This is a genomic window from Clostridium malenominatum, assembly GCF_039521365.1.
GTDB lineage: Bacteria > Bacillota > Clostridia > Clostridiales > Clostridiaceae > Clostridium_AW > Clostridium_AW malenominatum.
This window is the reverse complement of record NZ_BAAACF010000001.1, coordinates 2,043,631-2,069,424: the sequence shown is the minus strand read 5'-3', so window position 1 is coordinate 2,069,424 and position 25,794 is coordinate 2,043,631. Positions and strand designations below refer to the sequence as shown.

Here is a 25,794-nt window from a genome sequence, read left to right as displayed (position 1 = left end):
GGTGAGGATACGGAAGCATGAGGAAAGGTAAAGAATACGAATTAATAGTAAAAGATACAGAATTTCCATCCACGGGAATTAGTGAATATGAAGGATTAAAAGTCTATGTTAAAGGTGCTCTACCAGGTCAAAAGGTATTAGCTAGAATATCAAAAAAGAGAAAAGACTATGCAGAAGGGAAATTAATAAAAGTTATGGAAGATGTTCCCTACAAGACTCAGGCTAAGTGTCCTATCTTTGGAGAGTGCGGTGGCTGTGCTCATCAAGACGTACCTTATGATATGCAGTTGAAATTAAAAGAAGAGCAAGTGTTAAAGCTTTTTGAAGAGGGCGACATAAAAGGCTTTGAATATTTAGGAATAGAAGGCAGTCCTGAGGAGTTTGAGTATAGAAATAAAATGGAATTTTCCTTTGGTGACATGGAAAAGGGCGGAGAGCTAACTTTAGGTATGCATGCTAAAGGTAAAAGTTTCGGCATAATTACTGCAGACTGTTGCCAAATTGTTGATGAGGATTTTCGAAGGGCTTTAAAAGTTACCCTAGATTATTTTATAGAAAAGAACTTACCTTACTATAGAATAATGAGTAGGGAAGGGTATCTTAGAAACCTAGTTATAAGAAAAGCTGCAAATACAGGTGAGGTATTAATTAATCTAGTTACCACTTCTCAATTGGATTTTGATTTAGAGGAATGGGTAAAGTTAATTAAGGACATTGATTACAAAGGAAAGCTAGTTGGTATAATACATACAATAAATAATTCTTTTTCAGATGTGGTTCAAGGAGATAAAGTAGAAATACTTTACGGCAAAGATTACATTATAGAAGAGCTATTAGGATTAAAGTTTAAAATAACTCCTTTTTCATTTTTTCAAACCAACTCCAAGGGAGCAGAAAAGCTTTATAGTATAGTAAGAGAATTCCTTGGTGAATCAAAGGATAAAGTGGTTTTTGACTTATACTGCGGAACGGGAACCATCGGCCAAATAGTTGCTCCTGAAGCAAAAAAAGTTGTGGGAGTAGAACTTATAGAAGAAGCTGTTATTTCAGCAAGAGAAAATGCAAAACTTAATGAACTTAATAACTGTGAGTTCATAGCAGGAGATGTGGCTAAGGTAATAGGAAATTTAACTGAAAAGCCAGATTTAATAATCCTAGACCCACCAAGACCAGGGGTACACCCTGTGGCATTAGATTACGTAATCAAGTTTGATGCGCCACAAATTGTATATGTATCCTGTAACCCAAAAACCTTAGTAGAAGACTTAAAGGCTTTAGCTGCAGCAGGATATAAAGTGGAGCAGGTTAAGGTTAAAGATATGTTCCCGCACACCCCGCATACAGAAGTTGTAGTCTTGTTGAAGATGTAACTATAGCCATCAACTAAACCATACTGATTCCCACCAAACCTTGACGAAACCGCCATCTTGGTCGGAATTCAACCCAATCGAATAAAATCCCAGAGCTGAGAGCAAAATCTCAGCTCTTTTTCCATGCCTAAAACTAGATTTAAAGGAGAAGGAAGATAAGATCAAGGGAGAGTTAATGAGATACTAGTATTAGAAATAATGCAATGAATAGAGGAATATAATATAATATAATATAAAGGATGAATGTGAACTTATGATAGTTTATTGTAAATTATTGCAATGAATTGATTTAGAAAATAAGATATGATATGATTTAAAAAATGATGAAAATAGATTTGGTGTTATTGAGAAAGACATGTTCTAAAGTTAATCGTTGGGAGGCGGAAATGAATAAGTGGGGTAAATATAATTTAGGTGATGAGATTAAAAATATAGTTCAGGATGCTTTGAACAATGGGGATTTTAAAAGATTAAATCGAGATATTGAGAATGTTGTTAAAGGTGCGCTTGATGAGGTTAGAAGTTCAATTGATTGGAAGCGAGAGAATCGTCGTAATTGGAACAATCAAACATGGAACAGCCAAACATGGAGCAGTCAGACTTGGGATAGTCAAACTTGGAATAGTCAGACTGGTAATACTAATGATTATCAGCAGAGATATGGAAAAAATTCGCAGACATTTGAGGAAGAAAAACCAAAACAACAAAAAGATAACTATAATACCATGAGTAATTACAATAATTCTTACAGACAGGACAAAGCAGCTTTAAAGCCAACTAAGTTTACAGTTCCAGTAGGACAGGTGTCAGGAACATTGTTTACTGTATTTGGAATCATAGGAAGCACTGCATTTGGAATAGGAATAACTGTATTAACAGTATTAGGATATTTGCTTGGAGGTAAGGCAATATTTCATACCATTGCTATAGGGCTGATACCTTTTTTTATTGTAAGTATAATTTCATGTATGAATGGAAGCCGAATTCGTAAAAGATTAAAGAGATTTCAAAGGTATATAGCACAGATGCATAACCGTGACTATTGTTTGATTAAGGATTTTTCTTCAGTAACAGGCCTAAGCGATAAATCTACGGTGAAAGACCTACAAAATATGATTTCCATTGGCATGTTTCCAGAAGGACATATTGATGATAAAAATACATGTTTTATGTTAAACAACGAATGCTATGGATTATATCTTAAGTTGCAGGAAAATATGAAAATGAAGAATTTAGAAGAGCAGGAAAAGCAGAAGCATCAGAGGACGCAGCAGGATTTCACACAGGAAGAAAAAAATAGTGAAAATCATGAGCTGAAACCAGAAATTAAAAAAGCCATTGATGAAGGAAGAAAATTCGTCTTGGAAATTAAAGATGCAAATATCGCAATTCCAGGTGAGGAGATATCACGCAAATTAGATAGATTAGAAGAAGTAACAGGAAAAATTTTTGATTATGTGGAAGTTCACCCAGAAAAGTTTACTGAGATAAAGAAATTTACGGAATATTTCCTGCCAACAACATTAAAACTGGTGGATGCTTATAGGAGATTAGATTATCAGACTGTACAAGGAGAGAATATCTCTAATGCAAAGAAAGAGATAGAGGAAACAATGGACACCATTAATCTTGCCTTTGAAAATTTATTAGATGGTTTGTTTGAGGATGAAGCAATGGATATATCAACGGATATATCTGTATTAGAAACTATGTTTGCCCAAGAAGGGTTAACAGAGAAGAGTATGAGAGTAAAAAAATAAAACTATGGAGGGCAGAAAATGAATAATGAATTACCAACACTAACTTTTGATCCTTTTAGTGATGATACATCAACTCAAGAAGAACAAGGAAAAGGCATACTAAATAAGGAAGATATTCATAGTCAAAAGCCAGTATTTGATGAAAGTATACTTTCGCCTGAAGAGAAAAAGATGGTGGAGGATTTTGCAAATCAGATTGATTTAAATAAATCCAATCAGATTCTCCAATATGGGGTAGGAGCTCAAAAGAAAATAGCGGACTTTTCTGAGACAGCATTAAATAATGTTAAAACAAAAGATTTGGGCGAAATTGGTGATATGCTTTCTGGTGTGGTAACGGAACTGAAAAGTTTTGATGTAGAAGAAGAAGAGAAAGGATTTTTTGGGTTCTTTAAGAAATCATCTAACAAACTTACGGCAATGAAAGCAAAATACGATAAAGCAGAAGTTAATATAAATAAAATCTGTGAGGCATTGGAAAGTAATCAGATACAGTTGATGAAAGATATAGCAATGCTTGATAAAATGTATGAACTTAATAAGACCTATTATAAAGAACTCTCCATGTATATTCTAGCAGGTAAAAAGAAGCTGGCTAAGGTTCATGCTGAAGAATTGCCTGCATTGATAAATAAGTCTGCTGCCAGTGGTTTGCCAGAGGATGCCCAGGCTGTTAATGATTTGACTGCTATTTGCAACCGTTTTGAGAAAAAAATTCATGATTTAGAATTAACTCGAATAATATCAATCCAAATGGCACCACAGATTCGTTTGGTTCAAGGCAATGATACCATAATGGCTGAAAAAATTCAGTCCACTATTGTAAACACAATTCCACTATGGAAAAGTCAGATGGTTCTAGCCTTGGGAGTTACCCATTCAGGTCAGGCTGCAAAAGCTCAAAGGGAAGTAACGGATATGACCAATAAGTTATTAAGGAAAAATGCTGAAACACTTAAAATGGCAACTATTGAAACAGCAAAGGAATCAGAACGAGGAATTGTGGACATTGAGACACTTCGTATTACCAATGAGTCATTAATAAAGACCCTTGATGAAGTTATGCGTATTCAAACAGAAGGTCATCAGAAGAGGAAGGAAGCAGAGATTGAGTTGAATAGAATTGAGGAAGAATTGAGAACTAAACTTTTAGAAATGAGAGGTTGATGAAAACTCCGCTTGTTGAAACTGTAGTAAGGCTCGAAAGAAAACACATATAGTTAAAAGTTAGTAATATCAATTATTTGAAGCCCTTGGGTGCATGTACACACATTCGAGGGTTTTCATTTGTGTGTATATATAAATAGAGCAAAGTGCTCTGAGTAATATATCCCAAAAGGAAACACGTGGAGTGCCTTTGTATTTAGAAGAATATGATAAAAAGTACAGCAAGAAGATTTAAGTTGAATCTTCAGGACGATTAATTAGAGGAGGACATGTTATGAAAATTTCAAAAAAAGATGCATTGATATGGTTTGAATTTTTTTCAATATTACCAGAGGGCGAGGAACCAATGACAAAACAACAAGAAATCATTTACTCTACCTTTGCGCAAATTGAAGCGGCAATCGATCACAGAAATGATAGGTTAATGTCAGAAATTAAAGGTTTGAAAACTTTAGAGAATAGAACTCTTTTTGTAGGAAATGAAAGTAAATTTGCCAAGGGATGTCGTTCTTGTCTGTTGGGAACTGGGCTTAGTGCAATTAGGAAAACCAACAAATGTAACTTAGAGTGTAAGTTCTGTTATAATTATGGAGAACTAAATGATATTGCTCCAGTTGGCGAAGGTATGTGGGAAATCGGAGGCACAAAATTTTATGAGAAGGATATTGATTTACTTCTTTCCATACAACAGAAACCTACTGGTGTTTCCTACGTTTATTTAGAGCCATTCATGGAAATTGAAAAATACTATTCTGTTATAAAGAAATTTAGGAATGCTCAAATTCACCAACATCTATATACAAATGGTACTTTGGCTACAGAAGAGACATTGAAAGCATTAGGTGAAGCTGGTCTTGACGAGATACGTTTCAACCTGGGTGCCTCTAATTGTTCAGACAAAGTTATTGAAAATATTGGAATAGCGAAAAAATACATTAAAAATGTAGGTATTGAAACGCCAATGACTCCTGAGTTTTTTGAAGGATTTTTTAAGAAAAAACAAGCTATATTAGATACAAAACTGGATTTTATTAATTGTGCAGAATTACATTTAAATGATAATAATATAGACAATTATTATGGAGAAAACATGTATATTTCTAGACATGGCTATATATCTCCAATTTGGAGCAGGGAATTAACTCTGAAATTCATGAAAATAGCCGATGAAGAAAATTGGGATTTAGCAGTTCATGATTGCTCTAACTCCACAAAATTTGCCAGAAACTTGAACTTGAGTAGCAAAGAAGGCAAGTGGTTTGGAGCAAGTAGTTATACCAGTGAGTTTTCTGTGATGCCATACGAAGTATTTTTACCAATACTACGTGATGACAATTTCAAATTTGTAAGTGAAGAAGAATTGCCTGAGGGCTATAAAGCAGGAGAGATGTTTTTTTAGAGAGTCTTATCATTTTGTTTTTCCTTAAAAAGCTAGAAACACTCCTATGAGAGGTGCATATTCAATACCACATAAAACAATGAAATTGAATATGAATGAAAACTAAGGATTTTAAGTAAATATTGAAGTATGTTTTGTATACCCTCAGACTAAAGTTTTGAGGGTATTTTTATTTGGTTAAAAATATCTTAAAAGAAATATTTAGTTATTTATTTTAGACATTTGTTTTTTTTTATAGTATATACCTGAAAACGTTTTTACAATATAATTTTTATTATAAGAGTAAGCTCAATACTAAATCTTTCATTGCATAACGGATAAAATAAAAACAATATGGACTATATAGATAAAGATTAAGTTTATGAGCTTTATACTATAAAATGGGGGGAAAGAAATGAATAGAAAAAACTCTTTTTTTAAATCGTTAGCTTTAATTTTAAGTGTTTCTTTAATTACAGTAGGTTGTTCTAGTTCGCCTAAAACAGCTGATAAAAATGAAGGAAAAGTAGAAGATAGTAAAACTTTAACTGTTTATACTGCACGTAGTGAAAGTCTTAATAATGCAGTTATACCAAACTTTGAAAAGGAAACAGGAATAAAGATAAATTTAGTAACAGCTGGAACAGGAGAGCTTGTTAAAAGAGTTGAGTCAGAAAAAAATAACCCAATGGGTGATATTTTATGGGCTGCAGATGAAACAATGCTTTCATCAAAAAAAGATTTATTTATGCAATATGTTTCACCAGAAAATGAAAATATGATGGAAGGATTTAAAAATAAAACTGGATTTTTCTCACCAGCTTTTGCAGATCCAACAGTTTTTATAGTTAATACTAATTTAATAGGAGATATAAAGGTAGAAGGATTTGCAGATTTATTAAATCCAAAACTAAAGGGTAAAATCGCATTTGGTGATCCTGCTAATTCAAGTTCTGCTTTCCAATCATTAGCAGCTATGCTTTATGCAATGGGGGATGGAGATCCAATGTCCGATAAAGCTTGGGACTTTGTAGACAAGTTTATAGCTAATCTTGATGGAAAAATCATGAAGAGTTCAGGACAACTTCATAAAAGTGTTGCCGATGGAGAATATCCTATAGGATTAACTTGGGAAGACCCTGTTGTTAACTATATTAAAAATGGAGCTCCTGTAAAAGTAGTATTTCCAATAGAAGGAGCCATTTTTCCAGGAGAATCAGTTCAAATTATTAAAGGAGCTCAAAATGTTGAAAATGCAAAGAAATTTATAGACTATGTTCTATCAGAAAAAGTTCAGAACCTAGTAGGCTCAGAATTAACAGTAAGACCTTTAAGAAAAAATGCAAAACTTGCTGAATATATGGTACCAAATGATAAGATAGTTTTAGCAAAAAATTACGATGAGGCATGGGTATCAGAGCATAAAAATGATATTGTATCCAAATATAATGAAGTATTAGAAAACTCATTGAAATAATTTCAAAATTATCAAAAACATTAGGTAGCATATTAATATGCTACCTAATCAATTATAGTGAGGTGTAAATATGGGAGTTGCAATTAGTATTGAAAATGTAACAAAAAAATATGGAGATAAAACAGTAATAGATGGATTATCCTTAGATATTAATGAAGGAGAATTTTTTACATTATTAGGACCATCTGGATGTGGAAAAACTACTTTATTAAGAATGATTATTGGATTTAACAGTATTGAAGATGGACAAATTAAGGTTAATAATCAAATTATAAACAATATTCCTGTTAATAAAAGAAATATGGGGATGGTATTCCAAAACTATGCTATATTTCCACATATGTCTGTAAAGGATAATGTTGCATTTGGACTAAAAAAGAAAAACCTAACAAAGCAGGAAATGGAAGCTAAGATTGATGAAATATTAAAAGTGGTAAAGATTGAAGAATTCAAAAATAGAATGCCGGATCAATTATCAGGTGGACAACAGCAAAGGGTTGCTTTAGCTAGAGCCATAGTTACTTATCCTCAAGTATTATTAATGGATGAGCCTCTTTCTAATCTAGATGCAAAACTAAGAGTAGAAATGAGAAATGCAATAAAAGATATCCAACAACAAATAGGAATAACTACTGTATATGTTACCCATGACCAAGAAGAAGCCTTAGCAGTTTCCGATAGAATAGCTGTAATGGATAAGGGGGTTATTCAGCAAATAGGAACTCCAAGGGAGATATATGGAAGACCTAAAAATGCTTTTGTATCAAGTTTTATTGGAACCACAAATATTTTAAAAGCTAAAATAAGAAAAAAATCTGAAGGGGTTTATTTAGATTTTGGAGATGAATATAATCAAGAAGTTACTATTTTAAAAGAAGATGTGGAAGATAGAAAAGAAGTGATTGTTTCTGTTAGGCCACAAGACTTTATAATATCAGAAGAAGGTAACGGTATAGATGGTGTTATAAAGGGAAGTATTTTTTTGGGAATAAATACTCATTATTTCATAGAGCTCTTAGATGGCAGTATTATTGAGGCCATAGAAAATACAAATACCTTTGGTATTATTCAAAATAATACTAAGGTTAAATTAAATATAAAACCATCTAAAATAAATATCTTTAATGAAGAAGGTACTAAAAGCTTAATAAAAGAAGGTGAAGTAAATGAAAGAACATGATAAGAAACCTATAAATATATGGAAGATTATAACTATTGTTATATTGGCAGTATTTTTTCTATTTATTGCTTACCCTCTTTTACTTGTACTAAAAAAGAGTATCATAGATCCTAATAGCGGATCTTTTACTTTAAGTTATTTTCAAAAGTTTTTCACCAAGAAGTTTTATTGGATAGGATTAATAAACAGCTTTAAAGTAACCATAGTAAGTACCTTAATAGCAGTTGTTATTGGTTTACCTATAGCATACTTAATGAGAAAAGTTAAGATAAAAGGAAATGGAATTTTAGAAATCTTTATAATAATTTCCTATTTATCGCCGCCTTTTATTGGAGCATATGCATGGATACAGTTGTTAGGTAGAAGTGGGGTTGTAACAAAGTTTATAAATAGTGTTTTCGGTATGAATTTTAATGGAATCTATGGCTTTCTAGGTATTGTACTTGTAATGAGTCTTCAATCATTTCCATTAGTGTATATATATATATCAGGTGCGTTGAAAAATATGGATAACTCACTAAATGAAGCAGCAGAAAGCCTTGGGTATACAAGTGTAGAGCGTCTATTTAAGATAATAATACCATTGGTTATGCCTACAGTATTAGCCAGTGCTTTATTAGTATTTATGCGTGTAATTGCAGATTTTGGAACTCCTATGCTCATAGGTGAAGGTTATAAGACTATGCCTGTTCTAATTTATAATCAATATATGAGTGAGGTTGGAGGAGATGATGGATTTGCAGCGGCCCTTTGTGTAATTATCATTGCAGTTACTATAATATTATTTTTAATTCAAAGAATAATAGCAAAACGTTATTCATTCTCAATGACAGCACTTAAACCAATGATTCAGGAAAAAGCTAAAGGAATAAAAAATATTACAGCACATTTATTTGTATATTTCACAGTGTTTTTAGCCATACTTCCACAAATAGTAGTTATATATACATCCTTTAAGAAAAATAGAGGTGGACAAGTGTTTGTAAAGGGGTTCTCCTTAGATAGTTATAAAGCCACTTTATTGTCAAAGAATAATTCGGTAATATTAAATACCTATAAATTAGGTATAATTGCTATAATTATCATCATTGTACTTGGAGTTCTTATATCATATTTAACTGTTAGAAAAAGCAATATATTAACATCTATATTAGATACTATAACTATGTTTCCATTTATAATACCAGGATCAGTTTTAGGTATATCTTATTTATTTGCCTTCAACAAATCGCCTTTATTATTAAGTGGAACAGCTTTAATTATGATAGTCTCCTTTGTAATTAGAAGAATTCCCTACACTATAAGATCTAGTACGGCAATAATAGGACAAATAAGTCCAAGTATTGAGGAGGCCGCTATTAGTTTAGGTGAGACTGAGGTGGGAGCTTTTACAAAGGTAGTTATTCCTATGATGATGCCAGGGGTAATAGCTGGTGCTATTATGAGCTGGATAACTACTATAAGTGAGTTAAGTTCATCAATTATATTGTACACTACAAAAACTCAAACCTTAACAGTATCCATCTATACAGAAGTAATACGTGGAAACTATGGAAATGCAGCTGCATATTCCACAGTTTTAACATTAACTTCTATAGTTTCATTGTTAATATTTTTTAAAGTAACTGGTAAAAAAGAATTAAGCATATAAAAGAAGTCTTTAAGGCTTCTTTTTTAGCTACTATTTTCCACGAATAATATAATTTGTAGTATAATAACTATAAATTATAAATGGGAGGAAGCTATGTGAAATTGTTTAAAAGATCCAACAAATTTAAAGACTATATAAGTAAAATGTTATTTTTATACACTATTATAATTATAGCTGTAATATTTTTAATGTTTATCGCATCGCTTTATTTTAATTTTAAAGAAAGAATAATTAAAACCAATGATATTGTCAATGATAATTTAAGTAGGATAATTGAGAAAGAATACGATGTTTACAATAATTCAATGAAAAATATAGATAAGGATAATTATATTTTAAAATCTTTTAATGACAAAAGCTACTTAAAAGAAACTAATAGGTTATTATATAAATTTAGTAATGAAAGAAACATAAAATCAAACTTTGTATTGCTAGATTATAAAGGAAATATAATCACAACCAGCTTATACGATGAAAATAGAATGTTACTAACAAATGATAATATGTTAGAAGGAATAATGCTAAGTTTAAGAAATAATAAAAAAATATTATATAGCAATTTAAATCAAATTAAATTTAAACATGGGCAAGAGTCACCATTACTATTTGGGCAAGTAATAAAAAATAGTAATATTGAAGGATACTTACTTTTTTTCCTGAAGGGTGATAGTTTAGATAAGTGGATTAGTAATAAAAATGTTGATATAACTATTATTATGGATAAGTTTGACTATATAGTATATACAAATAATAATTCCATAGTAAATACTATGGGGAAGTTAAGCATAGAAAATTTTAAATTTAAAAGTGATAATATTTATTTTAATGAACAACTTTATTACATAAATTCTAATAAAATTAGAGATGGTGATCTTCAAATTATAACAATGACTTCAATTGATAGGTATAAGGATTTTCTCATAATAGGAATAATATTTTTACTTATAATAACTATAATTATAATAATTGTAATAAGCTTATTGTTACCTAAAATAATAGAAAAAAGTCTAAAGCCCTTAAATGCCTTAAACTATGCTGTAAGTGAATTAAAGGAAGGGAACTTAGATTATAAAATTGAGTCTAATACCTTTGATGAGTTTGAAATATTATTTAATGAATTTAATAATATGACAAAGCAAATTCAATTTTTAATAAAGAACAATAATGAGATTAGTGAAAGAAAAAGAATAATGGAGATAAAGCAGCTAGAAAGCCAGTTTAATCCCCATTTTGTCTATAATATCATGGAAATGATAAGGTATGAAATTATATTTGATTCTAAACTAGCCTCTGATTTGATTGTAAGCTTCGCAAACTTGATGAGATATAACTCTAATTATGGGCATATAGAAGTGCCTATTAATACTGATATTGAATATATAGAAAGCTATTTAACTTTACAAAAAAGAAGGTTTAATGAAAGATTGGAATATAATATAGAAGTTGATGAAGATATAGTAAATTACAAACTTCCTAAATTAATATTGCAGCCTCTAATTGAAAATAGCATAAAACATGGCATAGAAAATACCAAAAATTTAAAAATAAATATAATTATTAAAAAAGTTAAAGATAATATAGAGGTTATAGTAGAGGATAATGGGGAGGGAATAAAGGAGGACAGGCTTACATATCTTAAGGAAACACTAAATAAAAATGATGAAGTATTAGACCATATAGGAATATATAATGTACAAAGAGTTTTAAAAATCCTATATGGAGATAGTTATGGAATAAATATTGAGAGTAAGTATAAACAAGGCACTAAAATTATATTCAATATTCCTATAGTAGGGGATGATAAAAATGTTTAAAATTTTAATTGTTGAAGATGAAGACATTATAAGAAAAGGATTAATCTATATGATGAATTGGGTAGAAATAGAATGCATTGTAGTAGGTGAATCAAGGGATGGAGAAGAAGGATTAAAAATGATTGAGAGCTTAGCACCTGATATTGTTATTACAGATATTAGGATGCCTTTCAAAGATGGAATTCAAATGCTAGAAGAAAGTATAGAAAAATATAAATATGAAGCTATAATTATTTCAGGTTATAGTGAATTTGAGTATGCCAAAAAGGCTATTTCTTTAGGAGTAAGTGAATATTTACTAAAACCTATAGATTTTAAAAAATTAGCGGAAACAATTAACAATTTAAAAGTTAAAATAAATAAAAAAACTAAGTTTAAAGAATATGTAAGCTCCCTAGATAAGACAAATATTTATAAAGATATATTAGATATTACTCATTATAGTAATATTAAAAAGAAATCAAGTTATGTAAAAAATATGATAGATTATATACAAGAAAATTATCCTAAAAAAATTTCTATAACGGATGTAAGTAAAATATATAATCTATCTACAGTGTACTTAAACTCAATATTTAAGGAAGAAACAAATTATACATTCAACGACTTTTTAAATAGATATAGGATTTTAAAATCTGTAGAACTATTAAAACAAGGAAATCTTATGATATATGAAATAGCAGATAGCGTAGGTATTGAAACTTATAAATATTTTAGTCAAGTATTCAAAAAATATATAGGAAAATCACCTACTGAGTTTATAAAAGATGTAAATGATTGAAGTGGAGATATGAATCTATTTTCTGCTATATAGATCCATAACTGAGGCTAAATAACACTACAAGGGGTAGGATTTTATAAACATATGGGGTTTGATGCATTCAAAAGCAATGTAATTACAAATTAAGCTTTGTTTCAAAACCGCAACAACAGCAGTTTTTTATTCCATTTGGGGCGGTTTTGAAAACAAGTATCTATTATTTTTTATAAAAATTTTAATTAATGGACAATGTGCGTTTACTATAAGTAGTATTTTCCCGTGATTTCTGTTACATCAATTTGTATCACCGCTGTACCTTTAATCATATTGTTTGGAAGTTCATAGTTTACCAAATGAGGTGTATATTTTTCCACGATTTTTTTTAGCACATTTCTTTTTTCATCCATATCATCCACAAGTTTGGCAGTACCGGAGATAATCACACTTTCATACTTTGTATTTGTATCGCATGGGTTTCCGTTGGGGTCCAGCAGCAGTTTATCCATTTCATAAACAGAAAATCCAACTCTGGAATCCTGGGCAATATTGTCCAGCTTTTTGCCCTTTGGTAGCCCATGGACAAAGATTGAATTATCGTAATAGACAAAATGGAATGGAGTAATGTACGGTGTGCCATCGGCATTCAGTGTTGCCAAACTGCCGGTTTGTGTTCGTTGAAGTAAGTGGTTTATCTGTTGTTCGGTCAAAGGGTGTGTTTTCATACGGTGTTGCATAATATATCCTCCTTATCATACGTTAAGTTTTCTTTTACTATACTAAAAAAACGGCATCTTTGTAAGAGCCAGTTTTGATAATTTTATAGGATACAGTTGTATTAACAGAACCAGGCTTGAGATAAAATCTCCACAGCCCTGGGGATGTCCTTCTCTGGCATCATGCCATATCCCAAGACAAGGGCATTATTCCTGTAATTCTGTTTCTTTAGCCAGAAGGGGGATACAGGACATACCTTAATCTTGTATTCAAGTGCTTTTCGGACAAGTTCATCTTCCTGCTGTCCATCCAAAAACTCCAAAAGAATATGCAATCCAGCTTGATGACCATAGATTCGCACTTTATTTCCCATATTTTGTTTGATTGCATCAATCAAAATATCGTGCTTCTTTTTTTGAGATAGACAAATCTTCCGTATATGCTTTTCCCAATGCCCATGTGCCATAAACCGGGCCAGAACTTTCTGTTCTATCAATGGTACAGTACATTGGTATCCAGTAAACCTCTTTTGGTATGCTGGTAGCAACCATGTGGGCAATATCATATACGCTATCCGAAGGCCAGGAGAAAGTGCTTTGGAGAATGTACCAACATAGATTACGCGCTCATATTGATCGATGGATTGGAGAGATGGAATTGGCCGCCCGTTATAGCGAAATTCACTATCATAGTCATCCTCGATAATGATATTGTCATGTTCTCGCGCCCAGTTTAGTATTTCGATTCGCTTATGGATTTGCATAACGGAGCCCATTGGAAACTGGTGAGATGGGGTAATGTGGACCATTCTTGCGGATGATGAGGCAAGCTCGCTTAGTCCAATCCCATCTTCAAAAACTGGTATCGGCGAAATATTGAATCCATTCCTTTGGAAAATGACACTGGCACCATTATAGCAGGGGTCTTCCATGGCAACCTTTTTTTCCGCGTAGGGAAATATTTTTATCATAAGTTCAAGAGCGGATTGTGTGCCACTACAAATTATAATCTGTTCTGGCTTGCAGTTGACTCCACGGCTATGATAAAGATATTCCATGAGTTGGATTCGTAAATCTATGTCTCCTTTTACATCGCCGTCGCTGTGGACGTCTTGGGCATCCGCCCCATTCAATACATCAGTCATATACTTCCTCCAGAGCTGATACGGAAAACTCCCAGCATCTAGATTTCCATATTGAAAATTATACTGAATATTTTCAATTCCACCATTGGAAGCAACCACCACCGTTTTACTCGTTGTAAATCTCTCCGTTACTTTCTGGTTAAGATTAAATTGCAGATTGTTGACCACATAGCCCGAGCTTGCCATGCTTGTAATGTATCCCTCTAGAACTAGTTGCGCATAGGCATTTTCCACAGTATTCCGTCCAATTTGCAATTCTTTTGCCAATGCCCTTGTGGATGTTATCCGCGTGCCCATAGGCAAATTTCCCATAAGAATATCATATTTTATTTGTTCATATATCTGATGATAGATTGGTTTTTGGCTTTCATGTTCAATGTGTAGCATTCACACTTCCCCCATTCACTGATATCTGCCACAATTATATCATATTTTAATGTTCGGTATTTGCTTCCTTTTGATAAAGATACTCATATAAATTGCAGTCATCTAACTTATTTTCAATAAAGGAATTGTGTATTTTATTATAAATTATGGAAAAATATAAATTAATATTAACCCTCCCTTCATGCGTTTAATACTATATATTATAGTAATTTAAGGAAGTAGCATATGGTAAATGGTATACCAATTTATATAAACCAAGCTTTAGTGTTAGATTTAGAATCATCAATGTTTAATGGATATATAGAAAGCAAAAGTGTTAGAGACAGTGAAGATGTGGAAGTTCATTTTAGAAACACACAAGAGAATAGATTTCAGAAAACTATACAAGAAAAGTCTGTTGTTAACAATGAAAATGACTCGGGTCAATTTCATGGCGATGTAGAATTTGGAAAGGATGTCAGCTCGAGAGTAATATTTACAAGTTTCTCTAGATTTAATACCGTTAGATCTATGATGCTTGAGAAAAATATGATTAAACCGATAATAGAGGGAGATATATTGGAGGGTAAAATAAATAGCGGCGAATATGTAGAGTTTACTGCAAATATGATAACCACTTCCCTATTGCCAACCATCAATACGCTAATAGGTGTGATAGAGGCCTACGATACTAAAATTTTAGATAATTTAATAAGGGAAAAGCTACCTGGTATAAATAATATTACATTTATATTAGGCCAATTAAAATTTTTAAGTAATTCTCTAAGTATGAATAGCACCACTGACTTAGTTTTAAATATAGGTTCAAGTAAAGTGGTGTTAACGGTAAATTTAAATTATTTTTCAGATAAAAATGCTTATGTTTATGATTTGGCATATTCAGAAGTACGGATTTTAGGGAGGGTTTCTAGAGTTGTAGATGAAGTTAATTATTTTGACTTATTAAGAAAAACAGCTACAAGTAATTATTATAATAGATTCCTAGATTCTTTATCTCCTTATTTAAGAATACTAAATAATAATGGGATATTAGTGCCAGATAATTTTACTACGAAGGTAAATGGACCTGGGCTTAATATTATACCTGTTGCCATTTGTGTTTAATGCTTGAAGATAATACCTCAATACATCAGTGACAAATAAAAGCTGAGAGAAGGTAAGAATATGATAAAAAAAATTATACAGAAAATAATAGGGTTAAATAGAGATAAGCCGCTAGAAGTAAATAATTTAGTAACTTTTAAGCCAAGCAATAGCATGCAAACTAACGGGTTAAATGAATTATTAAGAGATGATATAGAATTATCAGCTATTCCAGATGCATTTCAACTATTACTCAGTAGTGAAGAAAAGGTAAAGCTACAATCTGTGGAAGTTCTTAATCACGTTATGAGTACATTAAACTCATCTCAATTAATTAAATTAGACAAAATGTTTAGGGAAAGAACTTCCTATGACTGGAGCTATGATTGGAGAAACAAAGATCCCAAAGAGTTATTTCATCCATTAATGTCACAAGAGGAGAAAATTGCAATACTTGGATTAAGTAGTTTTCATCCTAATGGCTATTTTAGAGAAAAGGCAATAAAAGCCCTTTCTAATATGGAAACAGGCCATGAAATACCATACCTTTTGATTAGAATTAACGACTGGGTGAGAGGAGTAAGAGACCTTTCAAAGGAAGGACTGCTTAAGTTTTTAACATCAGAGCATGCCATGAATTTTGTAAATAGCCTACCTTTAGTATTAAGATTAGGGGAGTGTTCAAGGGATGAGCATATGGACATTATAGATGCTGTTATTTCAATGTTATCTAGTGATGAATGCTCACAAAAACTAATAGGAGGGCTTCAATCAAATGATCCAAAGGTCAGATTATGTTGTTATAAAATAATCCTTCAGAGAAGAATTTTAGATAATAAAAGTATCATAAGTTATGTAATGGAAGACAAAAATCCACATAATAGATTGTTTGTACTTAGGAGCATACAGGAAAATATAACACCTGATGAGCTTGCTGATATTTTAGTGTTATTGCTTAAGGATAAGTTTTCTCAAATAAGGATTATTGCTCTTGAATTGCTATATAAATTTAACCCTGAAGGTGCTATAGATACATTAGAAAAAAGTTTATTCGATAGAAATCAATCTCTTCGTGAGCTATCACGGTATTTACTATCAAAGCATAAAAAATATGATTTTCCTGCTATATATAGGGAGTCAATAGAGAAAAATGAAGAGCTTTATTCTAGTATTTATGGCCTTGAAGAGACGGGGAAGAGTGAGGATTCAAAAATTATAGCAGAGTTTTTAAAATCCCATACTATTCAAATAGTTAAAGCGTCAATAAATGCATTAGCACGACTTGATATTAACGGATATAAGGAAGAGATAATTTGCGCTATAAATGATGAAAGAGCTGGGGTATCAAAGGTAGCCAGAAGGTCCTTATACAAAGAAGTTGATGCTATTGATGCAGATGCTATATATAAGATTTTTAGAAAAACTACATATGAACATGCAAAAATTAACTCTGCTATTCTTTTATGTTATTTAAGTAAATGGGATGCAATAAGATACATTATAGAATTTTGTGGAGATGAAAACGAGAATATTTCAGCAATTGGACGTTATTCCTTTGAAAGCTGGAAGGGAAGATATAATCAGTCTTTTACAACTCCTAGTAAAAGTCAAATTGAGAAAATAAGAAAGTCTTTAGGGGATTTTGAGGATTTCATCAAAGAAAGTGATAGAGATTTTATTGAATTTACCATAAGGGATTTAAAAAGTAATTGAAGAGTATATGGATAGATGCAGATAATTTGGAATAATCTTCAGAAATGTTTTATAATATAATAAGTATGGTAAATAAGTTGATTTATAGGAGGGGTTATATGAACAATTTTACCTTTTACAGTCCAACATATTTTGTTTTTGGAAAAGATACAGAAAATGAGGCAGGAAAGTATGTGAAGCGTTTTGGTGGAAGTAATGTTTTAATTCATTACGGTGGAGGCTCTGTTGTTAAAAGTGGTTTACTTGAAAGAGTGCAAAAATCTCTTATAGAAAGTGGTATAACATCCAAAACTTTAGGCGGAGTAAAGCCTAACCCAAGAAGTGGTTTGGTTTATGAGGGAATTAAGCTTTGCAAGGAAGAAAATATAGACTTCATTTTAGCTGTTGGCGGAGGAAGTGTTATAGATTCAGCAAAAGCTATAGCGGCAGGGGTAAAGTATGATGGAGACTTCTGGGACTTTTATGAAGGAAAAGAGGTAACGGAAGCACTTCCCGTAGGAACTATATTAACTATTTCTGCTGCAGGCAGTGAGGGGTCTGGTGATTCTGTTATAACCCATGAAAATGGCATGTTAAAACGTGGTGCCAGTGGAGAGGCCCTAAGGCCAGTATTCTCAATATTAAACCCACAATTAACTACTACTTTATCTAATTATCAAACAGCTTGTGGAGCTACAGATATTATGGCTCACGTATTTGAAAGATATTTTACAAATACTAAGGATGTTGAAATAACAGATAGACTTTGTGAGAGTGTACTGCTTACCATGATTAAAGAAGTGCCTAAGGCTTTAGAAGACTCTAATGACTACAATTCTAGAGCAAATATAATGTGGGCAGGAATGGTTGCACATAATAATATTTGTGGAGTAGGACGTGTTCAAGATTGGAGCAGTCACCAAATAGAACATGAATTGTCAGCTTTATACGATGTAGCTCATGGAGCGGGCCTTGCGGTTATATTCCCAGCATGGATGAAATATGTTATGAAAAATGCAGTAGATAAATTTGCTCAAATGGCAGTTAGAGTATGGGGATGTCAAATGGATTTTGAAAACCCTGAAAGAACTGCCTTAGAGGGAATCCATAGATTTGAGAACTTTTTAAAATCCATCGGTATGCCACTAACTTTTGAGGAAATTGACGCAAAGGAAAGTGACATTCCAGAGATGGTCAAAAAATTAATGGGTGGAAGAGATAATATAGGCGGATTAGTACCATTAACTGCTAAAGACGTAGAAAGTATATATCGTTTAGCTCTGTAAAATAGAAAATAAAAACATGTAAGCGAGGATGTATCATGACCAAACATCATATCTATACAATGAGTGTGGCAAAAGTCTATCCACATTATGTTACGAAGGCGGAGAAAAAAGGACGTATGAAAACAGAAGTGGATGAAATCATCCGTTGGTTGACAGGATATAGTCAGGAAGAGTTAGAAGCGCAACTGGAAAAACAGACAGACTTTGAGACCTTCTTTGCGGAAGCTCCCCAACTGAATCCTTTGAGGGCTTTGATCAAAGGTGTGGTTTGCGGTGTCCGAGTGGAGGACATCGAAGAACCAACTATGCAGGAAATTCGCTATTTGGATAAGCTAATCGATGAGTTAGCAAAGGGTAAAGCGATGGATAAGATTTTGCGAAAATAATAATTAAAAACGAAGAAACACTGATTCTATATAAAAGAATCGGTGTTTTTTGTTGAATTGGCAAATGAGAAATATATTTAATCATATTTTCTTAGGTATATATATTTTGTATTAAGTTTAATTTGATAAAATAAAAGATCTTTATATAAATAAAATCCCCATAGATGATATTGTTCGTCTCTGGGGATTTTTAGCTTTATATTAAGGAAGGTGGGAATTTTATGGCTTTAGCAAAAGTTACAGAAAGGATTTATTATCTTATAAACGACAAGGAAACTGATAGACCAGTGCTTGGATACATTAAAGGAGATAAAAATTACTACTGCGGACATAGTATTTAAAAACAATTTAGAAATAGATTTAGGAGGATTAACAGTTATTTTAAAGAATGTTATTTCACCTCATTCTGAGGATTCAGTAATAGTTTATGTACTAGAGGAAAAAGTAGTATTTATAGGAGATGCTTATGGAATGGATTATTATAATAATTGCAAATATAATCCAGTTAAATTAGAGAGTTTTATAAATACCCTAGAGAATTTAGAGTTTAATACTTGTTTTCCAGGACATTCATCACCTATAAATAAAACTGAGATCATTAAGTTTTTAAAATCGCAACATAAAAAAATTTACTTGCAACTGATTGAGTGGGCCATATTTGCATAAATAAAACCCTCCACAGTAACGTGAAGGGTTAATTATTTTTATATGGATATAACTCTCTCCCACTTTAATTATAACATATGTAAAGGGTGAAATATAGACTACTAAATTTTGAATCTAACTGCTAAAATGTAATAATCATATGGCAAATGTCTTTGATATGTAAGGAGGGGATATCATGAAGGATTTTGAATGGAAGGTTGAAAAGGAATGGCTCCAGGAGGTGCTTCAAGAGGCTCAAAAACAGTACAATGAAAAAGGTGAGTTTAAAGAAAAATTTAAAAAGGAAGCTCTTGAAACACAACGGGAACTATGGAAGGATATAGGTTCTGTTTCCATAACCAATGGATTAGATCAGATTGTAGACTTTATGGGATTTATCAATACCATGAAAATACAGAAGAGAAGCTACGAGTTCACAAAAAAACTTGAAGAAAAATACGAGAGAATGCTCCAATCTCCCTATTTTGGAAGGATAGACTTTATTGAAAATGGAGAGGAGAGAGCTGAAAAGTATTACATTGGAATCTCAAACCTTATTAATGATGACTATGATTTCCTCGTATACGACTGGAGAGCACCGATTTCAGGAATGTTTTATGATTACGAAATTGGAGAAGCCAATTACAAATGTCCTGAAGGAAGGGTAGATGGTAAGCTTACGCTAAAAAGACAGTACAAAATTAAAAATGGTGAAATTGAGTATATGTTTGACAGCAATCTTAAGATAGACGATGAAATTCTACAGAATATCTTGAGTAAAAGCACCGATAATAAGATGAATGCAATAGTAACAACTATTCAAAGAGAGCAAAATAAAGTAATTCGTAATGAGGAGTATAAAAATTTGATTGTGCAAGGTCCTGCTGGAAGCGGGAAAACCTCTGTGGCTCTTCATAGAATTGCCTATCTATTATATAAGCATAGGGATAAAATAACCCCTCAAAATATAGTAATATTCTCCCCAAACGATATTTTTAATGATTATATTTCTAATGTATTGCCTCAGCTTGGAGAAGATAATATGTGTCAGACCACATTTAAGGAATACATGCACAAGGCCTTAGGCAATGAGATTATAAAGGAAAACTATTCTGAGATGATGGAGTATATACTTGCATCAAATAAGGAAGATACTTATCAAAAGAGAATAAACAATATAAAATTTAAGTCTTCCATGGAGTTTATAAATGTACTAAAAGAATATGTATGCTATCTAGAAAAAATAGATAGAAATTTTAAAGATATTATTTTTAAGGGTCATTTGATAATCTCCTCGAAGGATATAGAAGAATTATTTTTTAAAGATTATGTAAAGCTCCCACTTAAAAGAAGGCTTCAAAAGATAAGGGAAAGAATTTTGTTCCTGATGGAGCCTTATGAAAAACATCGGGTAAAAGAAGAAGCGGATGAGTTAGAAATTATGAAGCAGAGCATGGCTGCTGTAAAGGATGAAATCAATAAAATGACAGACATTGATTTAATGGATGCTTATAAAAAGCTTTTTGAGAATATGGAGTTTTTCTTAAGAAAGTCAAATGCTGAATACCGTGAGAAAAACATTGATGAAATCAAAAACTACACTTTAGAAAGCTTAAGAGCAGGAAAGCTTAACTATGAGGATCAGCCACCCCTTTTATATTTAAAAAGTGCCTTAGGAGACATTCCAAAAACCTCAGAAATCAAATATGTTATTATTGATGAGGCACAGGACTATACACCGCTACAGTATGAAATCTTTCATCAGCTTTTCAACCATGCCAATATGACTATACTAGGGGATTTACATCAATCCATCAATCCATTCATGAATGTAGGAGATTATAGTAATATCTCTAATATATTTCCAAAAGATAATACATGTATAATAAATTTAACCAAAAGCTACAGATCCACAGCGGAAATCAGTAAGTTTTCAAGAAGGATACTCAAGAAGGAGATTTCAGACGAATGGGTAGAAAGAAGTGGAGATAAGCCTTTAGTTCTTGGGTTTACAGATGAAGAGGAGATTAAAGAAAGACTTCTAAAGGATATAAAAATGTATAAAGAAAAAGGTCACAAATCTATCGGCATCATAACAAGGACTACAAAGGAAGCCAATGATGTACACAACTTCCTAAAAGACAAGATACATGTTAAAGCCATAATGAAGGATGACGATGAATATGACAGTGATACCTTGGTAATCCCCGCTTATCTTGCTAAAGGATTAGAATTTGATGTGGTGTTAATATATAATGCAGGGGATGAAAATTACAGCTGCGAAGAGGAAAGGCTGTTGCTTTATACTGCATGCACTAGGGCACTTCATGTTTTATGCATATATTATTCAGGGAAGGTTACGCCTTTGTTATGAAATAAATTCAAGAAAAAATCACAACCCTACATTATGTCACCAGAGTTCGTCACATGTGTTATAATTTGATAAGTAAGTTTCAGAAGAGAGGCAATTATTTTATAATGCTAGAGATACCAAGGAGGGATATAGATGGAGCAGGAATTTATAGTTTTAAAAGGATGTAAGGAAAATAATTTAAAAGATATTTTATTGAAAATACCTAAGAGAAAAATAACAATATTTACAGGGGTATCCGGTTCGGGGAAGTCATCAATTGTTTTTGAAACAGTTGCAAAGGAAGCTCAACGCCAATTGAACGAGACCTTCACTGCCTTTATAAGAAATTTTTTACCTAAGTATGGTGAGGCTAAAGCTGATCACATAGAAAATTTATCAACACCGATTATCATTGACCAAAGTAGGCTTGGTGGTAATTCAAGGTCAACTTTAGGTACTATTACAGATATAAATTCATTCCTTAGAGCGCTGTATTCAAGGTTTGGAAGTACTTATATCGGTAAGGCCAATATGTTTTCCTTTAATGATATTAATGGTATGTGCCCAGAATGCCAAGGCCTTGGTAAAAAGTTGGTTCCAAATATGGAGCAGATTCTTGATAAGAGTAAATCCTTAAATGAAGGAGCTATTTTACTTTCAGGTTTTGGAGTAGGTTCCTGGCATTGGAAGATATTTGCCGAGTCAGGGTATTTTGATAATGATAAGAAAATATGTGACTACTCAAAAGAAGAATTAGATAAGTTTTTATATGGTGGGCCAGATAAAATTAAGATAGATGAAACAGGTGGAATGAACATAACCTATGAAGGCTTATTGGTTAAGTTTAATAGGCTATATTTAAGTAAAGAGGGAGAAACCTCTGAAGCTACAAAGAAAAAGCTAAGTAAACTGCTTATAGAAGACCAGTGCCCTGTTTGCAGGGGAAAAAGGCTTCATGAAAGAGTATATGGATGTTTAATCAATGGTTATAATATAGCAGATTTAACTAGTATGCAAATTGATGAATTAGTTAAGGTAATTAAAGAGATAAATGAGGCAGAAGCAGAGCCTTTAGTTAAAGGGATAATAGAAAAGCTAAATAATATTATAGATATAGGTCTTGGATATTTGACTTTAGATAGAGAAACTTCATCCTTATCCGGTGGAGAATCTCAACGTATAAAGATGGTAAAGCATTTAAATAGTAATCTTATAGATTTAATGTATATATTTGATGAGCCTAGTATAGGTCTTCATCCAAGGGATGTCCATAAATTAAATAATCTTTTAAAAAAGCTACGTGATAAAGGTAATACTGTAATAGTTGTTGAGCATGACCCTGATGTAATAAAAATTGCAGATCATATTATAGATGTAGGCCCTAGGGCAGGCAAATATGGTGGTGAAATTGTATATGAAGGAACCTATGAAAATTTACTTAAATCAGGAACTTTAACTGGAAATGCTTTAAATAAATTTCTTACTATTAAAGAAAAGGTAAGAGAACATAAGGGATATTTAAAGGCTGTAAATTGTAATAAAAATAATTTAAAGAATATATCTGTTACAATACCTAAGGGCGTTTTGACAGTAGTAACAGGGGTTGCAGGGTCAGGTAAAAGTACATTAATTAAACATGAATTCTTAAAACAAAATAAGGATGCAATACTAGTAGATCAAAGTCCTGTGTCCGCTAATTCTAGATCCAGCTTAGCCACCTATAGCGGAATTATGGATGATATAAGAAAAGCTTTTGCTAAGGCAAACGGAGTTAGTGCATCATTATTTAGTTCAAATTCAGAAGGGGCCTGCGAAAATTGTAATGGAAGCGGAGTAATAGAAACAAACCTTGCATTTATGGAAAACATAAAAAGTACTTGTGATGTATGTGAAGGTAAGAAATATAAAAAAGAAGTTTTAGATTATAAATACGGAGGGAAAAATATAATAGAAGTTCTTGAAATGTCAGTTTCAGAAGCAATTGAATTCTTTAGTTTAAAGCCAATAAAAACAAAGCTACAGTCTATTGAGGAAATGGGTATAGGATATTTAACATTAGGTCAAACTCTCGATACCTTATCTGGCGGAGAATGCCAAAGATTAAAGCTTGCTAGTGAACTGCATAATGAAAGTTCTGTATATATATTGGATGAACCTACAACAGGTCTTCATATGGCTGATATTGAGAAATTCATAAATATAGTAGAAAATATTGTGGATAGTGGCAATACAGTTATAATTATTGAACATAATGTAGATATAATAAAAAGAGCAGATTGGATTATAGATATGGGACCTGATGGTGGAACAAAAGGTGGAGAAATAATATTTGAAGGAACTCCAAAACAATTATGTAATTGCGAAACATCATTAACTGCTAAGTATATTTAGTTTGTTTTAAAAAGCTATGAGTGAAATGCTCATAGCTTTTTAGTCTTTAGAAGGCTAGTACATAATTTGAAACAAAAATTTAATATCTAATTAGTATACATGAAGCAACCACACCAGCTCCAACTGTCCATAAAATAATATAATCTCCACGCTTAAGTTTACCATCCGAAACAGAATGGGCTAAGGCCATAAATGGGCTTGTAACACCTGTATATCCAAATCTGTCACCTACGAATGGAAATTTATGATCTGGTTCTTCTAAAGTCTCTCTTATCATATCAATATTTTTCTTTGCAAATTGAGATAAGCAATATAATTTAATATCATCTTTAGTTAGATTATTTCGAGCTAGTATTTCATTTATTGAATCAACAGAACTTGCAAAGGCCTCATCTGTATTAAAATCTATCCATTCTATTATTCTATTGTCTTTTGGTGTATCTTCATCTACTGGTAATACCTTAGAAAAACCCTCAGGAGGAAATTTTATATAGCAGCTTAATGAGCTATCTACGTAAGATGAACTATCTATGAAATCTGATATGTTATCTTCAGTGTTTTCCAGTAAAACAGCACATGCAGATTCACCAAAATTAGCATAAGTAATAGGTTCTGATTTTCTTGAATATCTAACTACCAAATCTGAACCAACAAGTAAGCTATATTTAATTTTGTTATTGCTTTTCATTGTTCTGCAGACTTGATCCATTGCAATTATCATTCCTGCACAATTACCATTCATATCATATGCATTTGCATTTTTAGATAAACCTAAAGCACTATGAATTTTAACAGCATTTGTAGGAGATAGATATTCTGGAGTACTAGATACAAATACAACTAAATTTATATCTTGTACATCAATATTTGCAGTTCTTATTGCTTTTCTACAAGCATCTATAGCCATAGTTAAAGAATTTTCATGAAAATCTTCAGAAATATATCTCTGGTCTCTTCCGGTAATATTTAATAATCCGGAAATATCTACGTCTTGCTCTGAAAAATGTTTTAAAAAATATTCGTTAGAATAATTTGTTTTAGGAGTGTAATACTCGATGTTTTTAATTTTTATACTCATTTTCTCTCCACCTTATCTTTGTTGTTAAATATGTCCATTTATAATTATCGTAAAGTATTTAAATAAATTAAAATAATT

At 31.9% G+C, this 25,794-nt stretch carries 18 protein-coding genes and 1 pseudogene; 16 read left to right on the top strand and 3 right to left on the bottom strand.

Annotated elements, in window-relative coordinates; genetic code table 11:
* The first annotated feature begins 17 nt into the window (after nt 1-17).
* The 9 genes from rlmD (at nt 18) to ABDZ69_RS10405 (ending at nt 12,578) form a co-directional block, all read left to right on the top strand.
* Entirely contained in the window at nt 18-1,370 is a 1,353-nt protein-coding gene (gene rlmD / locus ABDZ69_RS10445) for a 23S rRNA (uracil(1939)-C(5))-methyltransferase RlmD (protein ID WP_343769373.1), read from the top strand.
* 320 nt (nt 1,371-1,690) lie between these two features.
* Nucleotides 1,691-3,130: a 5-bromo-4-chloroindolyl phosphate hydrolysis family protein gene (locus ABDZ69_RS10440; RefSeq protein ID WP_343769371.1), complete on the top strand. Its 1,440-nt coding sequence runs from the start codon at nt 1,691-1,693 to the stop codon at nt 3,128-3,130.
* A gap of 18 nt (nt 3,131-3,148) precedes the next feature.
* Entirely contained in the window at nt 3,149-4,297 is a 1,149-nt protein-coding gene (locus tag ABDZ69_RS10435; protein ID WP_343769369.1) for a toxic anion resistance protein, read from the top strand.
* 274 nt (nt 4,298-4,571) lie between these two features.
* On the top strand, nt 4,572-5,696 hold the full coding sequence (locus ABDZ69_RS10430) for a radical SAM protein (RefSeq protein WP_343769367.1): 1,125 nt from the start codon (nt 4,572-4,574) through the stop codon (nt 5,694-5,696).
* A gap of 394 nt (nt 5,697-6,090) precedes the next feature.
* Nucleotides 6,091-7,152 carry an extracellular solute-binding protein gene (locus ABDZ69_RS10425; protein ID WP_343769365.1) on the top strand — a complete coding sequence of 354 codons (1,062 nt, stop codon included), beginning with the start codon at nt 6,091-6,093 and terminating at the stop codon, nt 7,150-7,152.
* Between the two features lie 70 nt (nt 7,153-7,222).
* Nucleotides 7,223-8,332, top strand: coding sequence for an ABC transporter ATP-binding protein (locus tag ABDZ69_RS10420; protein ID WP_343769363.1), 1,110 nt, complete (start codon nt 7,223-7,225; stop codon nt 8,330-8,332).
* Nucleotides 8,319-9,983 (top strand): ABC transporter permease, encoded by a 1,665-nt coding sequence (locus ABDZ69_RS10415; protein ID WP_343769361.1) that lies wholly within the window; start codon nt 8,319-8,321, stop codon nt 9,981-9,983. Before ABDZ69_RS10420 ends, ABDZ69_RS10415 begins: the two co-directional genes overlap by 14 nt.
* Nucleotides 9,984-10,078: 95 nt before the next feature.
* Nucleotides 10,079-11,797 (top strand): sensor histidine kinase, encoded by a 1,719-nt coding sequence (locus tag ABDZ69_RS10410; RefSeq protein WP_343769359.1) that lies wholly within the window; start codon nt 10,079-10,081, stop codon nt 11,795-11,797.
* Entirely contained in the window at nt 11,790-12,578 is a 789-nt protein-coding gene (locus ABDZ69_RS10405; RefSeq protein ID WP_343769357.1) for a response regulator transcription factor, read from the top strand. The genes ABDZ69_RS10410 and ABDZ69_RS10405 overlap by 8 nt, the downstream gene beginning before the upstream one ends.
* 239 nt (nt 12,579-12,817) lie before the next feature.
* Here the strand turns inward: ABDZ69_RS10405 and ABDZ69_RS10400 are convergent, their stop codons facing one another.
* A complete protein-coding gene (locus ABDZ69_RS10400; RefSeq protein ID WP_343769355.1) occupies nt 12,818-13,291 on the bottom strand; it encodes a pyridoxamine 5'-phosphate oxidase family protein in 474 nt (157 codons plus the stop codon).
* A gap of 101 nt (nt 13,292-13,392) precedes the next feature.
* Nucleotides 13,393-14,802 carry a MocR-like pyridoxine biosynthesis transcription factor PdxR gene (gene pdxR, locus ABDZ69_RS10395; protein ID WP_343769353.1) on the bottom strand — a complete coding sequence of 470 codons (1,410 nt, stop codon included), beginning with the start codon at nt 14,800-14,802 and terminating at the stop codon, nt 13,393-13,395.
* Between the two features lie 225 nt (nt 14,803-15,027).
* Here pdxR and ABDZ69_RS10390 point away from each other — a divergent pair, with 225 nt between their 5' ends.
* From ABDZ69_RS10390 to ABDZ69_RS10360, 7 genes and pseudogenes are all read left to right on the top strand, one after another.
* A complete protein-coding gene (locus ABDZ69_RS10390; RefSeq protein WP_343769351.1) occupies nt 15,028-15,906 on the top strand; it encodes a DUF6414 family protein in 879 nt (292 codons plus the stop codon).
* A 60-nt stretch (nt 15,907-15,966) separates the two neighbouring features.
* The gene (locus ABDZ69_RS10385; protein ID WP_343769349.1) at nt 15,967-17,598 is read left to right on the top strand and encodes a HEAT repeat domain-containing protein; all 1,632 of its coding nucleotides are present in this window, start codon (nt 15,967-15,969) and stop codon (nt 17,596-17,598) included.
* Nucleotides 17,599-17,696: 98 nt separating this feature from the next.
* Nucleotides 17,697-18,863, top strand: coding sequence for an iron-containing alcohol dehydrogenase (locus ABDZ69_RS10380; RefSeq protein ID WP_343769347.1), 1,167 nt, complete (start codon nt 17,697-17,699; stop codon nt 18,861-18,863).
* Between the two features lie 35 nt (nt 18,864-18,898).
* Nucleotides 18,899-19,249, top strand: a complete 351-nt coding sequence (locus tag ABDZ69_RS10375; RefSeq protein WP_343769345.1) for a DUF2200 domain-containing protein — start codon at nt 18,899-18,901, stop codon at nt 19,247-19,249.
* Nucleotides 19,250-19,558: 309 nt separating this feature from the next.
* A pseudogene (locus ABDZ69_RS10370) lies at nt 19,559-19,915 on the top strand (MBL fold metallo-hydrolase); the annotation flags it as partial.
* A 175-nt stretch (nt 19,916-20,090) separates the two neighbouring features.
* On the top strand, nt 20,091-22,268 hold the full coding sequence (gene helD / locus ABDZ69_RS10365) for an RNA polymerase recycling motor HelD (protein WP_343769343.1): 2,178 nt from the start codon (nt 20,091-20,093) through the stop codon (nt 22,266-22,268).
* A 132-nt stretch (nt 22,269-22,400) separates the two neighbouring features.
* Nucleotides 22,401-24,638: an ATP-binding cassette domain-containing protein gene (locus tag ABDZ69_RS10360; RefSeq protein ID WP_343769341.1), complete on the top strand. Its 2,238-nt coding sequence runs from the start codon at nt 22,401-22,403 to the stop codon at nt 24,636-24,638.
* 79 nt (nt 24,639-24,717) lie between these two features.
* Here the strand turns inward: ABDZ69_RS10360 and ABDZ69_RS10355 are convergent, their stop codons facing one another.
* On the bottom strand, nt 24,718-25,716 hold the full coding sequence (locus ABDZ69_RS10355) for a 3-oxoacyl-[acyl-carrier-protein] synthase III C-terminal domain-containing protein (protein ID WP_343769339.1): 999 nt from the start codon (nt 25,714-25,716) through the stop codon (nt 24,718-24,720).
* Nucleotides 25,717-25,794: the final 78 nt, after the last annotated feature.